The sequence below is a fragment of the Vibrio sp. Isolate23 genome (assembly GCF_022398095.1).
Taxonomy (GTDB): domain Bacteria; phylum Pseudomonadota; class Gammaproteobacteria; order Enterobacterales; family Vibrionaceae; genus Vibrio; species Vibrio coralliilyticus_A.
Map to the genome: position 1 here is coordinate 1,383,283 of NZ_JAKEUV010000001.1, position 14,634 is coordinate 1,397,916.

Genomic DNA, 14,634 nt, shown 5'->3' on the forward strand with positions numbered 1-14,634 from the left:
AAATCATACTGTGAACAATACAACAAACCAAGGAAATTAGATGATGGAAAAACGTATCTTGGGAAATGGCTTAGAAGTATCAGCGATCGGGCTAGGGTGCATGGGAATGAGCGAATTTTATGGGCCAAGAAATGATCAAGAATCATTACAAGTACTTAATAAGGCAATCGATCTCGGGTGTACATTCTTGGACACAGCGGATACTTATGGGGACCATCACAACGAGGAATTGATTGGCCGATTCTTACGGACTAAAGACAAAAATATCAAAGTTGCCACCAAGTGCGGCATCGTAAGGGAGCCAGGAGAATACAAACGACGTATTGATAATAGCCCCGAGTATATTCGCCAAGCGTGTGAAGGGTCACTGCGTCGACTCGGTGTCGAGTGTATTGATCTCTATTACATTCACCGCTTGGATCCCAAGGCTTCTATTGAAACGACAATGGAGACGCTAAGTGAGTTGGTTTCAGCAGGAAAAATTGCACATATTGGGCTTTCCGAGGTAAGTGCAAATACCCTGAGAAGAGCTAATGCAATTCATCCAGTTACGGCAGTTCAGACGGAATATTCACTTTGGACTCGAGATGTTGAAGCTGAGGTACTACCTACTTGTCGTGAACTCGGTATTGGATTTGTACCATATTCGCCGTTAGGGCGTGGTTTTCTGACTGGATGTATCCAGTCAGAAAAGGATTTCTCCCACAACGATGCTCGTAAAGCGCTGCCACGCTTCACGTCTGAAAACTTAAAGGCTAATCAACCTTTATCCGATGCGGTGAAGTACTTAGCGATGGAGAAGGCGTGTTCGCCCGCACAGATCGCCTTGGCTTGGTTACTCGCGCAAGGGGACGATATTGTGCCTATTCCAGGGACTAAGCAACTGAAATACTTGGAAGATAATCTTGGTTCGGTGAATGTGAGGCTAACACCTCAGGACGAGTCTATCCTGGAAAAAGCCATCGATGGTTTTAAGCCAGTAGGTGAGCGTTACACCCCTGAAGGCATGAAGGGTGTGAACGCGTAAGGGGAATTTTATCAGTGTACCAGCCTTGTTTAGCCTTCAGGCGCTCTAATTGCTTATCTGTTAGCTAGTCTAAAGTTCGGTTTTTCGATAAACAAAGAGGCACAGCATTGATCGTGCCTCTTTTCAAAACTGAAACTCCACCCCAGTTGCTGACATAAACGCTTCACCAATATGAGACCTAGCCCAAAACCTGAGTGCTCCGCATAATATTCATGATCTTCTTGCCGTTCTCGGTTAATGATCTGAACGGTTCCCTGACGCTGATCAATAGTAATCATACCTTCATGTGTGTGTTGCACAGCATTACGCAATAGGTTAGCGATTATCATTTGTACAGCCGCGTAGGGTAGGTTGACCTCATAACTGTCAGTACGGATTTGCACTTCAATGCTTTTTCCTTGTGTCAGATAGCTCAGGTTCTCCATTTCTGAATGGAGTAGCGATGATAGATCCACGGGTTGAGTGGATAGCTGAGAATCTTCGGCTTTATTTAGCCATAACAACGTATTGCAGAGTTCAGCCATGCAATGGCTGGCATCCTTAATTCTCTGCATTGCGCGATGACTCTTTACCTCCCATTGCTGTTCGACTTTTTCCATTAGTTCCACACTACTACGAATAACGGCAATCGGTGTACGTAGCTCATGGCTAGCATACTGAACAAACTCCTGTTCTCGCTCAAGTGAGGCATTCGTTTTACGTACGCTATCGAGGATAATTTGAGCGAGTGTATTCAGCTCTTTGTATCGGAACCCTGGCGGTGCGGCACTTAAATTTTGGGCATCCAGCTCTCTAGCCCAGCCATACAGTTCTTTAATCGGTTTAGTGACTGAGTTCATAAACATTAGCAATACCATGAAAAAGAAACTCAATGCGCAAAGTCCAAGAAAAACTGCTTGAACTTCAGGTGATGTGAACCAGTGTGGGGCGGGGATGTTCGGAGGCTCTTTGAAATGATGGGCAGCATAATGGATTTCTCCATTGGGCCTTGCTAGGGAGATCAAAAACACGGACTCGGTTGGCCTAGAGAACAGGCTGTCTCGATCTGACTTTTGGTAGAGTCGATCTGGAATGAGTTGTTCACGAGTGAAATGACGGCGAATCTCGATAGGTAGGTCATGCCAATTGCTGGCTTTTAAGAATCGATGATTTGCCTCAAGATGGTCTGATTCGCTCCTATGGGCTACTTCGAGTAGAGCGCCCTTAATCATGTTGTCTTGACTGCTAAAAAAATGAAGCATCCATAGCGTGGACATCAGTGTTACCAATATAACAGCGGAGGTGAGAAGCACGATCAGAGTATAACGTTTTAAGCTTGGTATCTCGCTGATCATGGGGTCTCCAACTCTGTAATTTGTAACTTGAAGCCTTGTCGATTGATAGAAATGATGGAGGCCGAACTGTTATGACAAGCTAATGCCTTACGCAGGTGATGTATGTGGACTTTAAGGGAGTCACTGTTGGGCAATCGGTCATCCCAGATCGCCAAATTAAGAGATTGACGAGTGACTGAGTGCGGGTAAGCACGCATTAATTGCTCTAAGATAGTCAAGCTTGTCGGAGGGAGCTTGAGCGGTTGATTATCAACATACGCTTGTTTTTCTTGCGAGTTAAACATTATGTTTCCCGCCTTGAACTGAGTGAGTTGACCGCTTTTTCTATTCACCAGTGCTTTCGTTCTTGCCACTAATTCTGCCATTGCAAAGGGCTTTACGAGATAGTCATCAGTGCCAACCTTAAATCCTGTCAGCTTGTCTTCAAGTTGACTTCGGGCAGTTAACATAATAATTGGAACCCCGATTCCTTGAGAGCGAAGCTGTTCGCATACGCTAAAGCCATCAAGTCGTGGGAGATTTATATCCAGAATAATAACCTGATAATCATTATTTTCTATCAGGTTGAGGGCTGTAATACCATTACTGGCGAAATCACATGTAATGTTTTCCAGTTCAAGAAAATCTATGATATTGCCTGCTAGCCGAGTATCGTCTTCAACCAATATTGTGTGGATCATGGGCACCTTAGTGAAATCCAATAGAAGTAAAGCCAAGCCAGTGATGGCTTGGCAACAATGTTCCCTTTTCTTGAGAAAGCGAGTTATCTTTGTTTGGAGACATCAAGTTGTATCGATGTACCATGATTGATTCCATCGCCAGCCGCTAGGATGAAGTACCAACCGGGAGGTGGAGAGTCAATTCTGATGTACTCACTACTACCAAGGTTTTGAGAAGAAAACTCAAATTGGTTGATACTTGGCCAATAAGGACTGACATACAAATCCGTATTACCGCTACCGTGTTGTGTTCTAACTTCCAGAGTACTGTTGGGTTGGGTGACCTTGATGAAATAATAGTTGTCACCTTGTGCAGTACAGACGGGAGAACCACTCTGCAATTCGCTAAAGGAGATAGGAGCAGAAACAGCACACTGGTCTGAGATGACTTTAGGCTGCTCTCCGGGTTCTTTATTTGCTTGGTGTTCACCCAATGCGATAGATACCCCTTGGTACCCCTGTTGTGAGATGGCACTTAGGTAGTGGCGTCCCCGATTTAGGGTGATGATCAGGACTTGTTCTGTGCCTTCTCCCACTGATTCAGCTAACGCATTTTCCTCAGATGCCCAAGTTGTTGGGTGATAGTAGAGTTTAAGATCACCCTGACCATCGCGACTGCTCAGGTAGACAGTGGTGTTATCTCTCTGAACATCAAAATAAAAGTGTTCAGTTAAACCAGTGATACACTCGCCTTGATCTCTTGTTAGCTTTTCACCGGATTGTAGGGTTTCACCTTCCGAACACTTGGAAGGCAGGTAAAGAGGTACCCCCTGATAGTTGATTGCTTGCAGTTGAAGCCCATCAGGATCTGACTCCTCCGGCTGAGGAAGCCAAGCTTGCAGGCACTCTGCGCTTTTCACACAAGGGTCGGTGAGTGCTTTCATAAAGTTAACCAAATCGGTTTTCGATTGATCTGACAAGTTGAGTTTTTGTAGCACAGGGGCACCATCGGCAATTTCATCATCAATGATTTTGGCGGCTTTATCTGTATTCTCTCTTGTCTCTGGGAACAGACTATTGCAATGTTCAATGTCTTTAAACTGCGGTTGTTCACACCAGCCTAGCTCATCGATGTACTGATCGAGTATCTGATGATAATCATCATAATGATCAATTACTTGTTCGAGTGTATCGTAACTTCCAGCATGGCCGAATGGTCCGGTGACTTCGATGTTTAATAGCGTACCAGAGCGAAAACTATAAATGTCGTCTTCACTTTCATTACGATGGGCACGGCCTAAGTCATTGGTTTCCATTCCTGGTTCTCCAGTTCCGGGGCCAATTTGTGGGAAGGCAAGGCGATGATAGTTTGAATCTTTTGTTTGGCTAAAGGTGTCCGTGTTATGGCAACCAATACATTGGGTGGGTAAGAAGTCTGGCTCATTACCACCATCAGACGGAGGGGGCGGCATGTAGAGATATAGGTATGCACCGCGCTTTTGTGAAAGGGTGAGCGCAGATAAATCCCCTTTTACGTATCGGTTCCAAGCATTGTCGGTAAAATTCATTGATTGTTGGTACGCAGAGAGTGCTCGGGTAATGTTGGCAAACGTCACAAGCTCTTGAGGTGATTTGTCTTCCCCGTAAACGGATGAAAATTTTTCTACCCAGTGATTGCGAAACAATTCGCCTTTCGCGTCACCATAGTCGCCAACTCTTGACGCGAGATGTGCTCTTACAGCTTGATTAGAGGCATCCTGCATGAAATCAAAACCGCGCATTTCAGAGGCTGTGACCGGTGGAAAGCGAGCTTGAGCTGCTAACAAGGTATCACCTGCGTTTGGGTCAGCTTCACCAAACGCCACATCGGGGGTGCTGATCCCTTTTGAGGGATCAAGCCAATCAACAAACTCTACGCGTGCATCACGAAACAAACTGCGTTTGTATAAACCTGCATTGAAGATCGTTGGAGTGTTGCGTGCTACGTAGAATTGGCCAGTCGTCGTTTTTCGGCCTGGACCCAGTACATCTTCATTTTCAGCCAGTGTACCGACTGGAAGTGATAACCCGTCTCCACCACCAAGGTAGGGGTGATGACAGCTGGCACAAGCGACGTCTTTATTGCCACTCAGTGCTTTGGAGAAAAATAACAGTTTACCTAGTTTTACTTCTTCTGAATCCACACTGGGTATCTCAAAACCTTTGTTGGGCTCCCCAGTCAGGCTGTGTTGCTCAATCAGTTTACGTAGTTCTGTATCCAGATCATCGGGGATAGGGATCGCCATTGTTTGGGATGCTAGCCCCAACGTCAGGGCGAATAAACACGCTTGCTTTTTCATCGCTTTCTTCCTTGTGTGCAGTAATAGATGGGATACTAGGAAGGCGAGGGTTAAAAAACGGTTAAAACGGACGAAATCAAATTGTCTTGGATGGAGTAAAATTATTAATCTTGATGCATATCATGATTAGTGGTGAAATGTAATCTAACTCGAGTAGGAAAGGTTTTGAGCTTAATGCTCGAAATCTCAATAAGTAAAAGGTATAACGTAGCCTTGTTGCTAGTTGCTTTGTAAGCCGCATTGGCGGCTTTTTTCACGCTTGAGGAAGTGTTTATGTTCATCGTTTATCGTCTTTTGAAGTTGGCGGTTATCTGTGCTGTGTTTTTCACCATTTATGACTTGATTGAAATGGGCCAAGTGACTTGGCCTATGCGCTTCTTTGGCCTTTAAGCTATTCACATCAATGATTGTCTGTAATTATATATTCGTCATATAACAGAAATACGGTTGTACGGAGTTAGCACATTGAGCGATAAAACAACGATCGTCATTATTGAGGATGAACCAGCCATTGCCGAAAACTTAATTCATGTTATCGAAATGGATGGCTATCAGACTGCATGGTTTTCAACCGCGAGAGAAGGGTTGGCCTTCATCAAGCAGAGCGAGCCAGCGTTAGTAGTGCTTGATGTTGGCTTACCGGATGGGAATGGATTTGAACTTTGTAAATCCATTCGAGAGTTTTCTGATGTGCCGATTATTTTTCTGACTGCGAGACATGAGGAAATCGATCGTGTGGTGGGGTTAGAGATTGGTGCCGATGACTATGTCACTAAACCTTTTAGCCCAAGAGAAATGCTGGCACGAATCAAGCTGCGTATCAAATCACGCTTCACCTTAGACCAACCGCCGAAAGAACATGAGAGTGAGTTAAAAGCGGACAACTTTGATTACAGCGTTGGTGACCAATCATTAGGTTTGACTGCCGTTGAGTTTAAGATCTTAAGCAAACTTATTGCTGTATCCAGTCGTGTTTTAAGCCGTGAGCAATTGATGCAAGCGGCTGATATGACACCGCATACGTCTTATGAGCGTAATATCGATTCTCACATTAAAGCGATACGCAACAAGCTCAAGCCCTTTGCCATGAATGATCGTATTTGCACCAAGCGTGGTTTCGGTTACTACTACGAACAAACGGATGAGTAACGATGCAATGGCCTAAGATCCCACTCGGATTAAGACTGTTCTTTTTGTATTTTGTTCTTGTCGGTCTGACGGCCTATACCGTGAGCACTACGGTGATTCAGGAGCTTAAACCGACGGTTCGACAAACGACCGAAGAAACGCTGGTGGATATGGCCAACCTCTTGGCTGTGCTTGCGGAAGAAGACGTGGCGAATGGCCAAATTTCAGAGAGTCGATTCTCAACACTTCTTACTGCATATGGCTTAAGAGAGCCCAAAGCTCGTATCTGGGAAATCGGTAAGAAAGCGATCAATCATCGCATTTACATCACAGACAAAAATGGGGTTGTGATTGCGGACTCGTGGCAACAGGATGTCGGAGAAGATTATTCGAGATGGAACGATGTCTATCTCACGTTACGTGGCCAATACGGGGCGAGAAGTACTGCTGAAGATCCAGATGATCCTCTGTCAACAGTGATGCATGTCGCAGCCCCTATTTATCATAAGGGTGAAATTATTGGCAGCGTGACGGTGGCTAAATCCAATCGTTCGGTTCAGCCATTTATTGACCTGTCGAAGCGAAATGTCTTGTTTTGGATGGTGTGGATGAGCGGGTTAGTATTGCTTGCTGGGGCTTTGTTCGCATGGCGTATTCACTCGGCGCTGAATAAGTTGGAAAATTACGCGGTAAAAATGGGTCAAGGAGAGAAGGTCACTAAACCAAGCTTTCGCGTGTTTTATGAATATGAGACGTTGAGTAACGCATTAGAAAACATGCGTAATCAACTCGATGGTAAGCAGTATGTCGAAGAGTATGTGCAAACATTGACGCATGAACTCAAAAGCCCGCTTTCAGCGATTAAGGGAGCAAGCGAAATATTACAGATGCCGTTATCCGATGAAAAAGTGGCGCGTTTTGCGACAAACATCGAGCGCGAGAGCGATAGGATGCAGTCTTTGGTAGACAAACTATTGGAGTTGGCTCGACTAGAGAAGCAACCACATTTGGATAAGCAGGAACCGATCAACATCAACACTATACTTAATGAGATTTTAGCGGCCTCGGATGCTCGACTCAATGCTAAAGGAGTCACATGTGAAGTCGTTATAAAGTCTGATTTTGAGATCGTTGGTGATCGCTTTATGTTCCAGCAGGCCCTGTTCAACCTTATGGATAATGCACTGGATTTTGTGGATTGCAATGGCGCGATTCGTTGGTGTTACTCACAATCAGCTGCTCGAGTTGCTTTGTCGATATCTAATGACGGGCCACGTATTCCAGATTACGCGATGCCAAGGCTTACTGAGCGATTTTATTCTCTTGCTCGCCAAAATGGCGTGAAAAGTACTGGGCTTGGGCTGAATTTTGTTGAGCAAGTTGCCAAACTGCATAAGGGTTCATTGCTGATTGAGAATGTCGGCCAAGGTGTTAAAGTCACTTTGAGCTTTCCTTATCCATAAAAACTCCATAAACCCTCCATCTCTTCTCCAAGTGGTTGTTTTACATTAGCCACATCAGTTAAGGAGAAAACAGATGAAAAAAATCTTTAATAATCAGTTTGGCATGAAGTTTGGCTTTGTGCTGCTTTTGTTTGTCTTATTACAAATCCCGGTTTCTATGGTGAGTGGCCTTGTTTCCGAGCGCGCTTACCGTCAGCAAGAAGTTAGAGAGGAAATCGCACGCAGTAGCAGTGGTGAGCAACGTATTATCGGTCCATTCATCGCGGTAGACTTCACTGAAACGGTTAGCAGTGAAGAACGGACTTATACGGTTGAGCGTCAGGCTTACATTTTGCCAGATACTTTTGATATGACAGCTCATTTAGACAGCTTCGAGAAATATAGAGGCATCTACAAAGCTCGCTTATACAAAGCGCAAAGTGCGCTCAAAGGATCGTTCGATCTTTCGTTGCTAAATAAGCTTAAGCAATATCAGATCAAAAAAGTAACTATGGTGGTTGGTATTAAAGATAGCCGCGGCTTAGTTAAGTTAGATGCAATAAAGCTGGGCAGTAAGACATTTAATGTAGTGCCGGGTACAGGTATTAAACAACTGGCTCAAGGTTTTCATACTTCACTTGATTTGGTTCATTTAGATCCTAACCAATCTCTTGATTTTAATCTGAGTTTTTTATTACAGGGGATGGGGAAACTTCAAGTCACACCAATTGGGAATACCACCTCAGTAACGCTGTCATCAAAATGGCCACACCCGAGTTTTATCGGTGACTATCTGCCAGTAGCGTCGGATGTGTCTGAATCAGGCTTTAGTGCAAAATGGGCCAGCAGCAACTTTTCATCCAATATTACGCAACTGTTTAAGAACTGCATGGAAGAAGCCTCGTCTTGTGATGAGTTAGAGCAACGCCAAATGGGGGTTGACCTCATTGACCCGGTTGATCATTACCTTAAATCACACCGTACTATTAATTACTCTCTTCTTGTCATCACCTTAGTATTTGCCAGCTTCTTCTTGCTTGAATTGTTTCAGGCTCGCCCTGTTCACCCTGTTCAATATGGTTGTGTTGGCCTTGCTTTGGCGCTGTTCTATCTATTACTGATCTCACTCAGTGAACATACTGGTTTTAACTGGGCTTACGTCATTTCTGTTTTGGCTTCGACCAGCCTTTTGAGTGTCTACGTCAGCGGTATGCTAGACAACACCAGACAGGGGGCAGTATTTGGTGCGAGTTTATTGTGTCTATACGGATTACTCTTCGGGTTACTTGAGGCAGAAAGTTACGCACTCCTGATGGGGACAGCATTGTGCTTTGTGATCCTAGCTTTCGTTATGGTTATGACCAGAAAAGTCGATTGGTATCAACGCAGTAAAAAAGTTGTACAGCCACCACAAGCTAGAGGAGAAGCGCAGAATGAGTGATACTAAGCCGATTAAAAAGCGAGTACGACGCAGTTTGCTTGAGAAAGTGTTTATCTGGTCTCTTGAGCAAAGGTTCTGTGGATTCAGCATGACTAATCGGCGATAACAAAGATTTACTCAGTCTGATAAATTTCCAGTGGTAAACCATCTGGATCCTGAAAGAAGGTAAAGGCCCTGCCTGTGAACTCATCAATACGTACGGCTTCGACGGCAACCCCTCTACCTTCTAGGTATGTTTTGACTTCTTCAACGCTATCTACCGCAAAAGCTAAATGACGTAGGCCTTGTGCTTCTGGGAAACTTGGCCTTTTCGGTGCACTGGGAAAGCTGAACAACTCAATTTGCGAACCGTCTGGGAGTTCTAAATCGAGTTTGTAAGAATCTCTCTCCTCTCGATAATTTTCTGCCAAGACCTTCAGCCTCAACACCTCAGTATAAAACTGCTTAGACACTGGGTAATCAGAGCAAATAATCGCTACGTGATGAATTGTATTAAACATAGGAGTTCTCGTTAATGGCTGGCGAGTTTATCGCCTAACGCTTGGCTAATGTAGTCGATAAAAACACGCAGACGAGCGGGCATGTATTTGGTTTGCGGGTACTGCATGGCGATGGCACCATGGTAATTACTTTTGATGGTCCAATCAGGGAGTACAGGCACAACCTGTTGTTTTTCAATGGCTTCTGCAATAACAAAGTCGTGAAATATGCCGATCCCTAGTGCGTTTTTTACTCCAGTGAGTCTCATTTGAGAGTGGTTTACTGCATAGCGACCTGACACCGTCATTGAATGGAATTCGTCGTCTTTGAAGAAGTCCCAGATGTTATCTCGTTCTGTTTCAGCTAGATATAGGCAATCATGCTGTTGTAGGTCGGTAGGGTGTAAGGGCATCCCGCGCCGTTCGATGTATGCGGGACTTGCACAAAGCACCAGATTCGTTTTACCAATTTCTTTAAGCACCAAGTTTTCATCGGGTCTATCGGTGAGTTTGAAGGCGACATCGATCCCGTCTCTGAGTAGGTCGATCTCACCATCAGCCACCCGCAATTTGAGCTGAATGTCTGGGTACTGTTTTAAGAAAGGCACGACAAAAGGCTGCAAAACAGAGTTGAGAAAGGCCTCTGGCGCTGCAATGGTAAGAGAGCCTGTTGCTTGTTTGTGATCAGTGGTTGAAAGTTCCCAAGCTTGCTGGGCGGCGTTTACCATCACGATCGCTTGATCGTATACCTGCTGTCCTGTCGGCGTGATCACCAGTTTTCGGGTGGTACGCTCGAACAACTTTGCAGATAGTGCAAACTCAAGCCGAGTGATCAATTTACTCAGTGCTGAAGGGGTCACTTCGAGCTTTTTGGCTGCGGCTGTAAAGCTACCTTCATCAACGATCAAAATGAAGGATGCAAGATCTGGGAGCAAAGCGATAAGTTTTGAATTAACCAAGTTGAAACCGTGATATGTCTTTAAATTGAGAATTAAATCGGTTGTTAATAATTTGTTGTATCGATAGGGTGGTCAAATGTTAAACAGCAAGAGGTACTCAAAGTGCAAGAACCAGGTTTTCTTCTTGACTTGGGATCAATGATGCAAGATATCTTGCTGGCCGCATTCGCAGTCGCATTGCTCACCATAGTCACCTTAGTGTTAGAAAAGTAACACGTGTGTTCATTTATGTCACCAAAACAGGCGGGTAGGTCGAAGTAACCAACGCCTGTTTTTGTTTCTTACAGTCTTTAATGCATTCCCATAGCTACACAGCACACTATATTTATCCACCTATACATCCATAAGTGTCTAATCTTGATTACTGTTAGACAGCAATTTTATATCTAATCGGAAAGATGTACTGTGACTTTTATCATAAAAAATCCTTATTTGTGCCTGTGATTCATGAATGTTTTTCCACCTGATGGGATAATGAAAGTGACGTGCTTGAATTACACTTAGGGCAACTTTTTACGCCTTCGAAAAAACGAAGGTGATGAATAAGCAATGTGCTTAACATAATAACTAGGAAGGAATTTGAAATGTCTTCTGCATTCTACGAACAGATCAAACAACAGATTGAAGAAGTAAAGGCTGAAGGTCTTTACAAGTCAGAGCGCGTTATCACTTCTCAACAGCAAGCGGCTGTCAAAATCTCTACAGGCGAAGAAGTACTTAACTTCTGTGCTAACAATTACCTTGGCCTAGCTAACCACCCTGAGCTAATTGAAGCGGGTAAAGCGGGCATGGATAAGCACGGCTTTGGTATGGCGTCTGTTCGTTTCATTTGTGGTACTCAAGATATTCACAAAGAGCTGGAGCAAAAGCTTTCTACGTTCCTTGGTAAAGAAGACACAATTCTATACACCTCCTGTTTTGACGCTAACGCTGGTTTGTTCGAAACGATTCTGGGCAAAGAAGACGCGATCATCTCTGACGCGCTTAACCACGCTTCAATCATCGATGGTGTTCGCCTGTGTAAAGCAATGCGCTTCCGTTACTCAAACAACAACATGGAAGAGCTTGAGCAGCAGCTAATTGCGGCTAAAGAAGAGGGCGCTCGTAACATCCTTATCGTTACAGACGGCGTATTCTCAATGGACGGCGTAGTAGCTAACCTGCCAGCTATCTGTGACCTTGCTGACAAGTACGGCGCACTGACTATGGTCGATGACTCTCACGCGGTGGGTTTCATGGGTAAAACAGGCGCAGGTACTCACGAGTACCACGATGTGGTTGAGCGTATCGACATCATCACAGGCACGTTAGGTAAAGCCATGGGCGGCGCATCAGGGGGCTATACTTCAGGTAAAGCAGAAGTGATTGATTGGCTACGTCAGCGTTCTCGTCCATATCTGTTTTCAAACTCGGTAGCACCAGCGATCGTTAATGCTTCTATCCGAGTTCTTGATCTTCTTGAGCAAAGTGGTGACCTACGTGACCGTCTTTGGGAAAACGCAGCACATTTCCGCACTCGTATGGAAGCCGCTGGTTTCACTATGGGTGGCGCTGACCACGCGATCATTCCAATCATGCTTGGTGATGCGAAAGTTGCGGCTGAGTTTGCAGAGCGCTCCCTAGAAAAAGGCATTTATGTTATTGGCTTCTCTTTCCCAGTCGTACCAAAAGGCCAAGCACGTATTCGTACACAAATGTCGGCGGCACACTCGCGCGAGCAACTTGATCGCGCCATTGATGCCTTCATCGAAGTGGGTCGTGACATGGAGATCATTAAGTAATGAAAATTAAAGCGCTATCTAAGCTAAAGCCTGAAGAAGGCATCTGGATGACTGAGGTTGAAAAACCGAAAGTTGGCCATAACGACATTCTGATCAAAATTAAGAAAACCGCGATTTGTGGTACAGACGTTCATATCTACAACTGGGATGAGTGGTCTCAGAACACGATTCCTGTTCCTATGGTCGTTGGTCATGAATACGTGGGTGAAGTGGTTGCTATTGGTCAGGAAGTTCGCGGATTCGAAATCGGTGACCGTGTTTCTGGCGAAGGCCACATCACTTGTGGTCACTGTCGTAACTGTCGTGGCGGCCGCACTCACCTATGTCGTAATACTATTGGTGTGGGTGTAAACCGTGAAGGGGCATTCGCTGAATACCTAGTGATTCCAGCGTTTAACGCGTTCAAGATCCCTGAAGGTATCTCAGACGATCTAGCATCAATCTTTGACCCGTTCGGCAATGCTGTACACACGGCACTGTCTTTCGACCTTGTGGGTGAAGACGTACTGATCACAGGCGCTGGCCCAATCGGTATCATGGCGGCGGCAGTTGCTAAGCACGTAGGTGCTCGTCACGTTGTGATTACAGACGTGAACGAATACCGTCTTGAGCTCGCACGTAAAATGGGTGTGACGCGCGCAGTCAACGTTGCGGAAGAAAAGCTTGAAGACGTAATGGAAGAACTGGGCATGACGGAAGGTTTTGATGTGGGCCTTGAAATGTCAGGTGTTCAGGCGGCATTCAGCACCATGCTGAAGACAATGAACCACGGCGGCCGAATTGCACTGCTGGGCATTCCGCCATCAGACATGGGTATCGACTGGAACCAAGTGATCTTCAAAGGTCTGGTGATTAAAGGTATCTACGGCCGTGAGATGTTCGAAACTTGGTACAAGATGGCATCATTGATTCAATCGGGCTTAGACTTGACGCCAATCATCACTCACCATTACAAGATTGACGATTTCCAAAAAGGCTTTGACGCAATGCGTAGCGGTCAATCAGGTAAAGTGGTTCTCGACTGGGAATAATGGAATCTAGATTCTGAATAGTAAAAGGCGACAGGTTAAACTGTCGCCTTTTTTGTAGGGCAAGATCAAACTGGCAATGTTAGTCAAACATCGACAGCCTCCAGTGAAATTGACAAAAAAGAAACTTTCACTTTTTTGTATCCGGTTCCAAAATTCGCAGGTAATCAAAGTTTTCCTACTACTCATGAATTTGGTCATCGACTTATGATGGTGGCCGATCTTCCGTTGGTGACGATAATAAGGAAATAACATGAAAAACACATTGATTGCCGCAAGTTTGATGATTGCGATGGCGGGAACGGTTCAGGCCTCTGAATGGGGCTACAAAGGGGATAAAGGGCCTGAACATTGGGGAGATGTTGCCAAAGAGTGTGCCACTGGTAAAAACCAAAGCCCGATTGATATCAAGGATGTGGTTGACGCGGAGCTGATGCCACTCAACATTGAATATCAGGGTATGGTGACTGGGCTGACGAATAACGGACATACACTTCAAGCGGTTGTTGAGGGGAACAACGCCGTGACAGTAGATGGAGTTGAGTTTAATCTGGCGCAGTTCCACTTCCATACGCCTTCAGAAAACCATATTCGTGGTCAACACTTTCCCTTGGAAGCGCATTTTGTCAATGCGGATAAAGATGGCAACCTAGCGGTTGTTGCTGTGATGTATAACGCAGCACCAGGGGAAAACAACCAGATCACACAGTTGACGGCGACCATGCCTGAACCCGGTCAAACCGTGAGGCTACAAACGCCGTTTGCGGTAAAAGATATGTTGCCTGCAACGGGGGAGTATTACCGCTTTAATGGCTCTCTGACGACGCCACCTTGTTCTGAAGGCGTACGCTGGTTTGTGCTTAAATCTGCGCAAACCTTAACGACGGAACAGGCAAAGCAAATGCAGATGGTGATGGGTAACAACAACCGCCCAATTCAGAAACAGAATGCTCGTGTCGTTCTCACTAACGATTAAAATAGTCAGGCCGGGACATCCCGGCCTTTTCAGCGGCTGTG

12 protein-coding genes are annotated in these 14,634 nt (G+C 45.2%); 7 read left to right on the forward strand and 5 right to left on the reverse strand.

The genetic code is table 11. From position 1 onward, the window contains the following. Positions 1-40: 40 nt before the first annotated feature. Entirely contained in the window at positions 41-1,027 is a 987-nt protein-coding gene (locus tag L1D31_RS06200) for an aldo/keto reductase (RefSeq protein ID WP_239836175.1), read from the forward strand. Between the two features lie 53 nt (positions 1,028-1,080). Here the strand turns inward: L1D31_RS06200 and L1D31_RS06205 are convergent, their stop codons facing one another. From L1D31_RS06205 to L1D31_RS06215, 3 genes are all read right to left on the reverse strand, one after another. After that, positions 1,081-2,361 (reverse strand): HAMP domain-containing sensor histidine kinase, encoded by a 1,281-nt coding sequence (locus L1D31_RS06205; RefSeq protein WP_239836176.1) that lies wholly within the window; start codon positions 2,359-2,361, stop codon positions 1,081-1,083. After that, positions 2,358-3,041, reverse strand: coding sequence for a response regulator transcription factor (locus tag L1D31_RS06210; protein ID WP_239836177.1), 684 nt, complete (start codon positions 3,039-3,041; stop codon positions 2,358-2,360). Before L1D31_RS06210 ends, L1D31_RS06205 begins: the two co-directional genes overlap by 4 nt. Positions 3,042-3,124: 83 nt before the next feature. Further along, positions 3,125-5,359, reverse strand: coding sequence for a cytochrome c peroxidase (locus tag L1D31_RS06215; protein ID WP_239836178.1), 2,235 nt, complete (start codon positions 5,357-5,359; stop codon positions 3,125-3,127). Positions 5,360-5,824: 465 nt separating this feature from the next. Here L1D31_RS06215 and L1D31_RS06220 point away from each other — a divergent pair, with 465 nt between their 5' ends. From L1D31_RS06220 to creD, 3 genes are all read left to right on the forward strand, one after another. After that, the gene (locus L1D31_RS06220) at positions 5,825-6,508 is read left to right on the forward strand and encodes a response regulator (RefSeq protein WP_239836179.1); all 684 of its coding nucleotides are present in this window, start codon (positions 5,825-5,827) and stop codon (positions 6,506-6,508) included. 2 nt (positions 6,509-6,510) lie between these two features. Then, the gene (creC, locus tag L1D31_RS06225; RefSeq protein WP_239836180.1) at positions 6,511-7,950 is read left to right on the forward strand and encodes a two-component system sensor histidine kinase CreC; all 1,440 of its coding nucleotides are present in this window, start codon (positions 6,511-6,513) and stop codon (positions 7,948-7,950) included. Positions 7,951-8,023: 73 nt separating this feature from the next. Beyond that, complete coding sequence (creD, locus tag L1D31_RS06230; RefSeq protein WP_239836181.1) at positions 8,024-9,370, forward strand: cell envelope integrity protein CreD; 1,347 nt, start codon at positions 8,024-8,026, stop codon at positions 9,368-9,370. A gap of 113 nt (positions 9,371-9,483) precedes the next feature. Here creD and L1D31_RS06235 read toward each other — a convergent pair whose 3' ends face one another. Beyond that, entirely contained in the window at positions 9,484-9,870 is a 387-nt protein-coding gene (locus L1D31_RS06235; protein ID WP_239836182.1) for a VOC family protein, read from the reverse strand. Positions 9,871-9,881: 11 nt separating this feature from the next. Continuing rightward, a complete protein-coding gene (locus tag L1D31_RS06240; RefSeq protein ID WP_239836183.1) occupies positions 9,882-10,808 on the reverse strand; it encodes a LysR family transcriptional regulator in 927 nt (308 codons plus the stop codon). Between the two features lie 584 nt (positions 10,809-11,392). On the opposite strand from L1D31_RS06240, the gene L1D31_RS06245 reads away from it, so the two are divergent. From L1D31_RS06245 to L1D31_RS06255, 3 genes are all read left to right on the forward strand, one after another. After that, positions 11,393-12,589, forward strand: coding sequence for a glycine C-acetyltransferase (locus tag L1D31_RS06245; protein ID WP_239836184.1), 1,197 nt, complete (start codon positions 11,393-11,395; stop codon positions 12,587-12,589). Continuing rightward, positions 12,589-13,620, forward strand: coding sequence for an L-threonine 3-dehydrogenase (gene tdh / locus L1D31_RS06250; protein ID WP_239836185.1), 1,032 nt, complete (start codon positions 12,589-12,591; stop codon positions 13,618-13,620). Before L1D31_RS06245 ends, tdh begins: the two co-directional genes overlap by 1 nt. Before the next feature lie 250 nt (positions 13,621-13,870). After that, complete coding sequence (locus L1D31_RS06255; protein ID WP_239836186.1) at positions 13,871-14,593, forward strand: carbonic anhydrase family protein; 723 nt, start codon at positions 13,871-13,873, stop codon at positions 14,591-14,593. The last annotated feature ends 41 nt before the right edge of the window (positions 14,594-14,634 follow it).

Bases quoted from the DNA above. Each gene is read 5' to 3' on its own strand.
- L1D31_RS06200 (WP_239836175.1), top strand. From the start codon at position 41: ATGATGGAAAAACGTATCTTGGGAAATGGCTTAGAAGTATCAGCGATC.
- L1D31_RS06205 (WP_239836176.1), bottom strand. From the start codon at position 2,361: ATGATCAGCGAGATACCAAGCTTAAAACGTTATACTCTGATCGTGCTT.
- L1D31_RS06210 (WP_239836177.1), bottom strand. From the start codon at position 3,041: ATGATCCACACAATATTGGTTGAAGACGATACTCGGCTAGCAGGCAAT.
- L1D31_RS06215 (WP_239836178.1), bottom strand. From the start codon at position 5,359: ATGAAAAAGCAAGCGTGTTTATTCGCCCTGACGTTGGGGCTAGCATCC.
- creC (WP_239836180.1), top strand. From the start codon at position 6,511: ATGCAATGGCCTAAGATCCCACTCGGATTAAGACTGTTCTTTTTGTAT.
- creD (WP_239836181.1), top strand. From the start codon at position 8,024: ATGAAAAAAATCTTTAATAATCAGTTTGGCATGAAGTTTGGCTTTGTG.
- L1D31_RS06235 (WP_239836182.1), bottom strand. From the start codon at position 9,870: ATGTTTAATACAATTCATCACGTAGCGATTATTTGCTCTGATTACCCA.
- L1D31_RS06245 (WP_239836184.1), top strand. From the start codon at position 11,393: ATGTCTTCTGCATTCTACGAACAGATCAAACAACAGATTGAAGAAGTA.
- tdh (WP_239836185.1), top strand. From the start codon at position 12,589: ATGAAAATTAAAGCGCTATCTAAGCTAAAGCCTGAAGAAGGCATCTGG.
- L1D31_RS06255 (WP_239836186.1), top strand. From the start codon at position 13,871: ATGAAAAACACATTGATTGCCGCAAGTTTGATGATTGCGATGGCGGGA.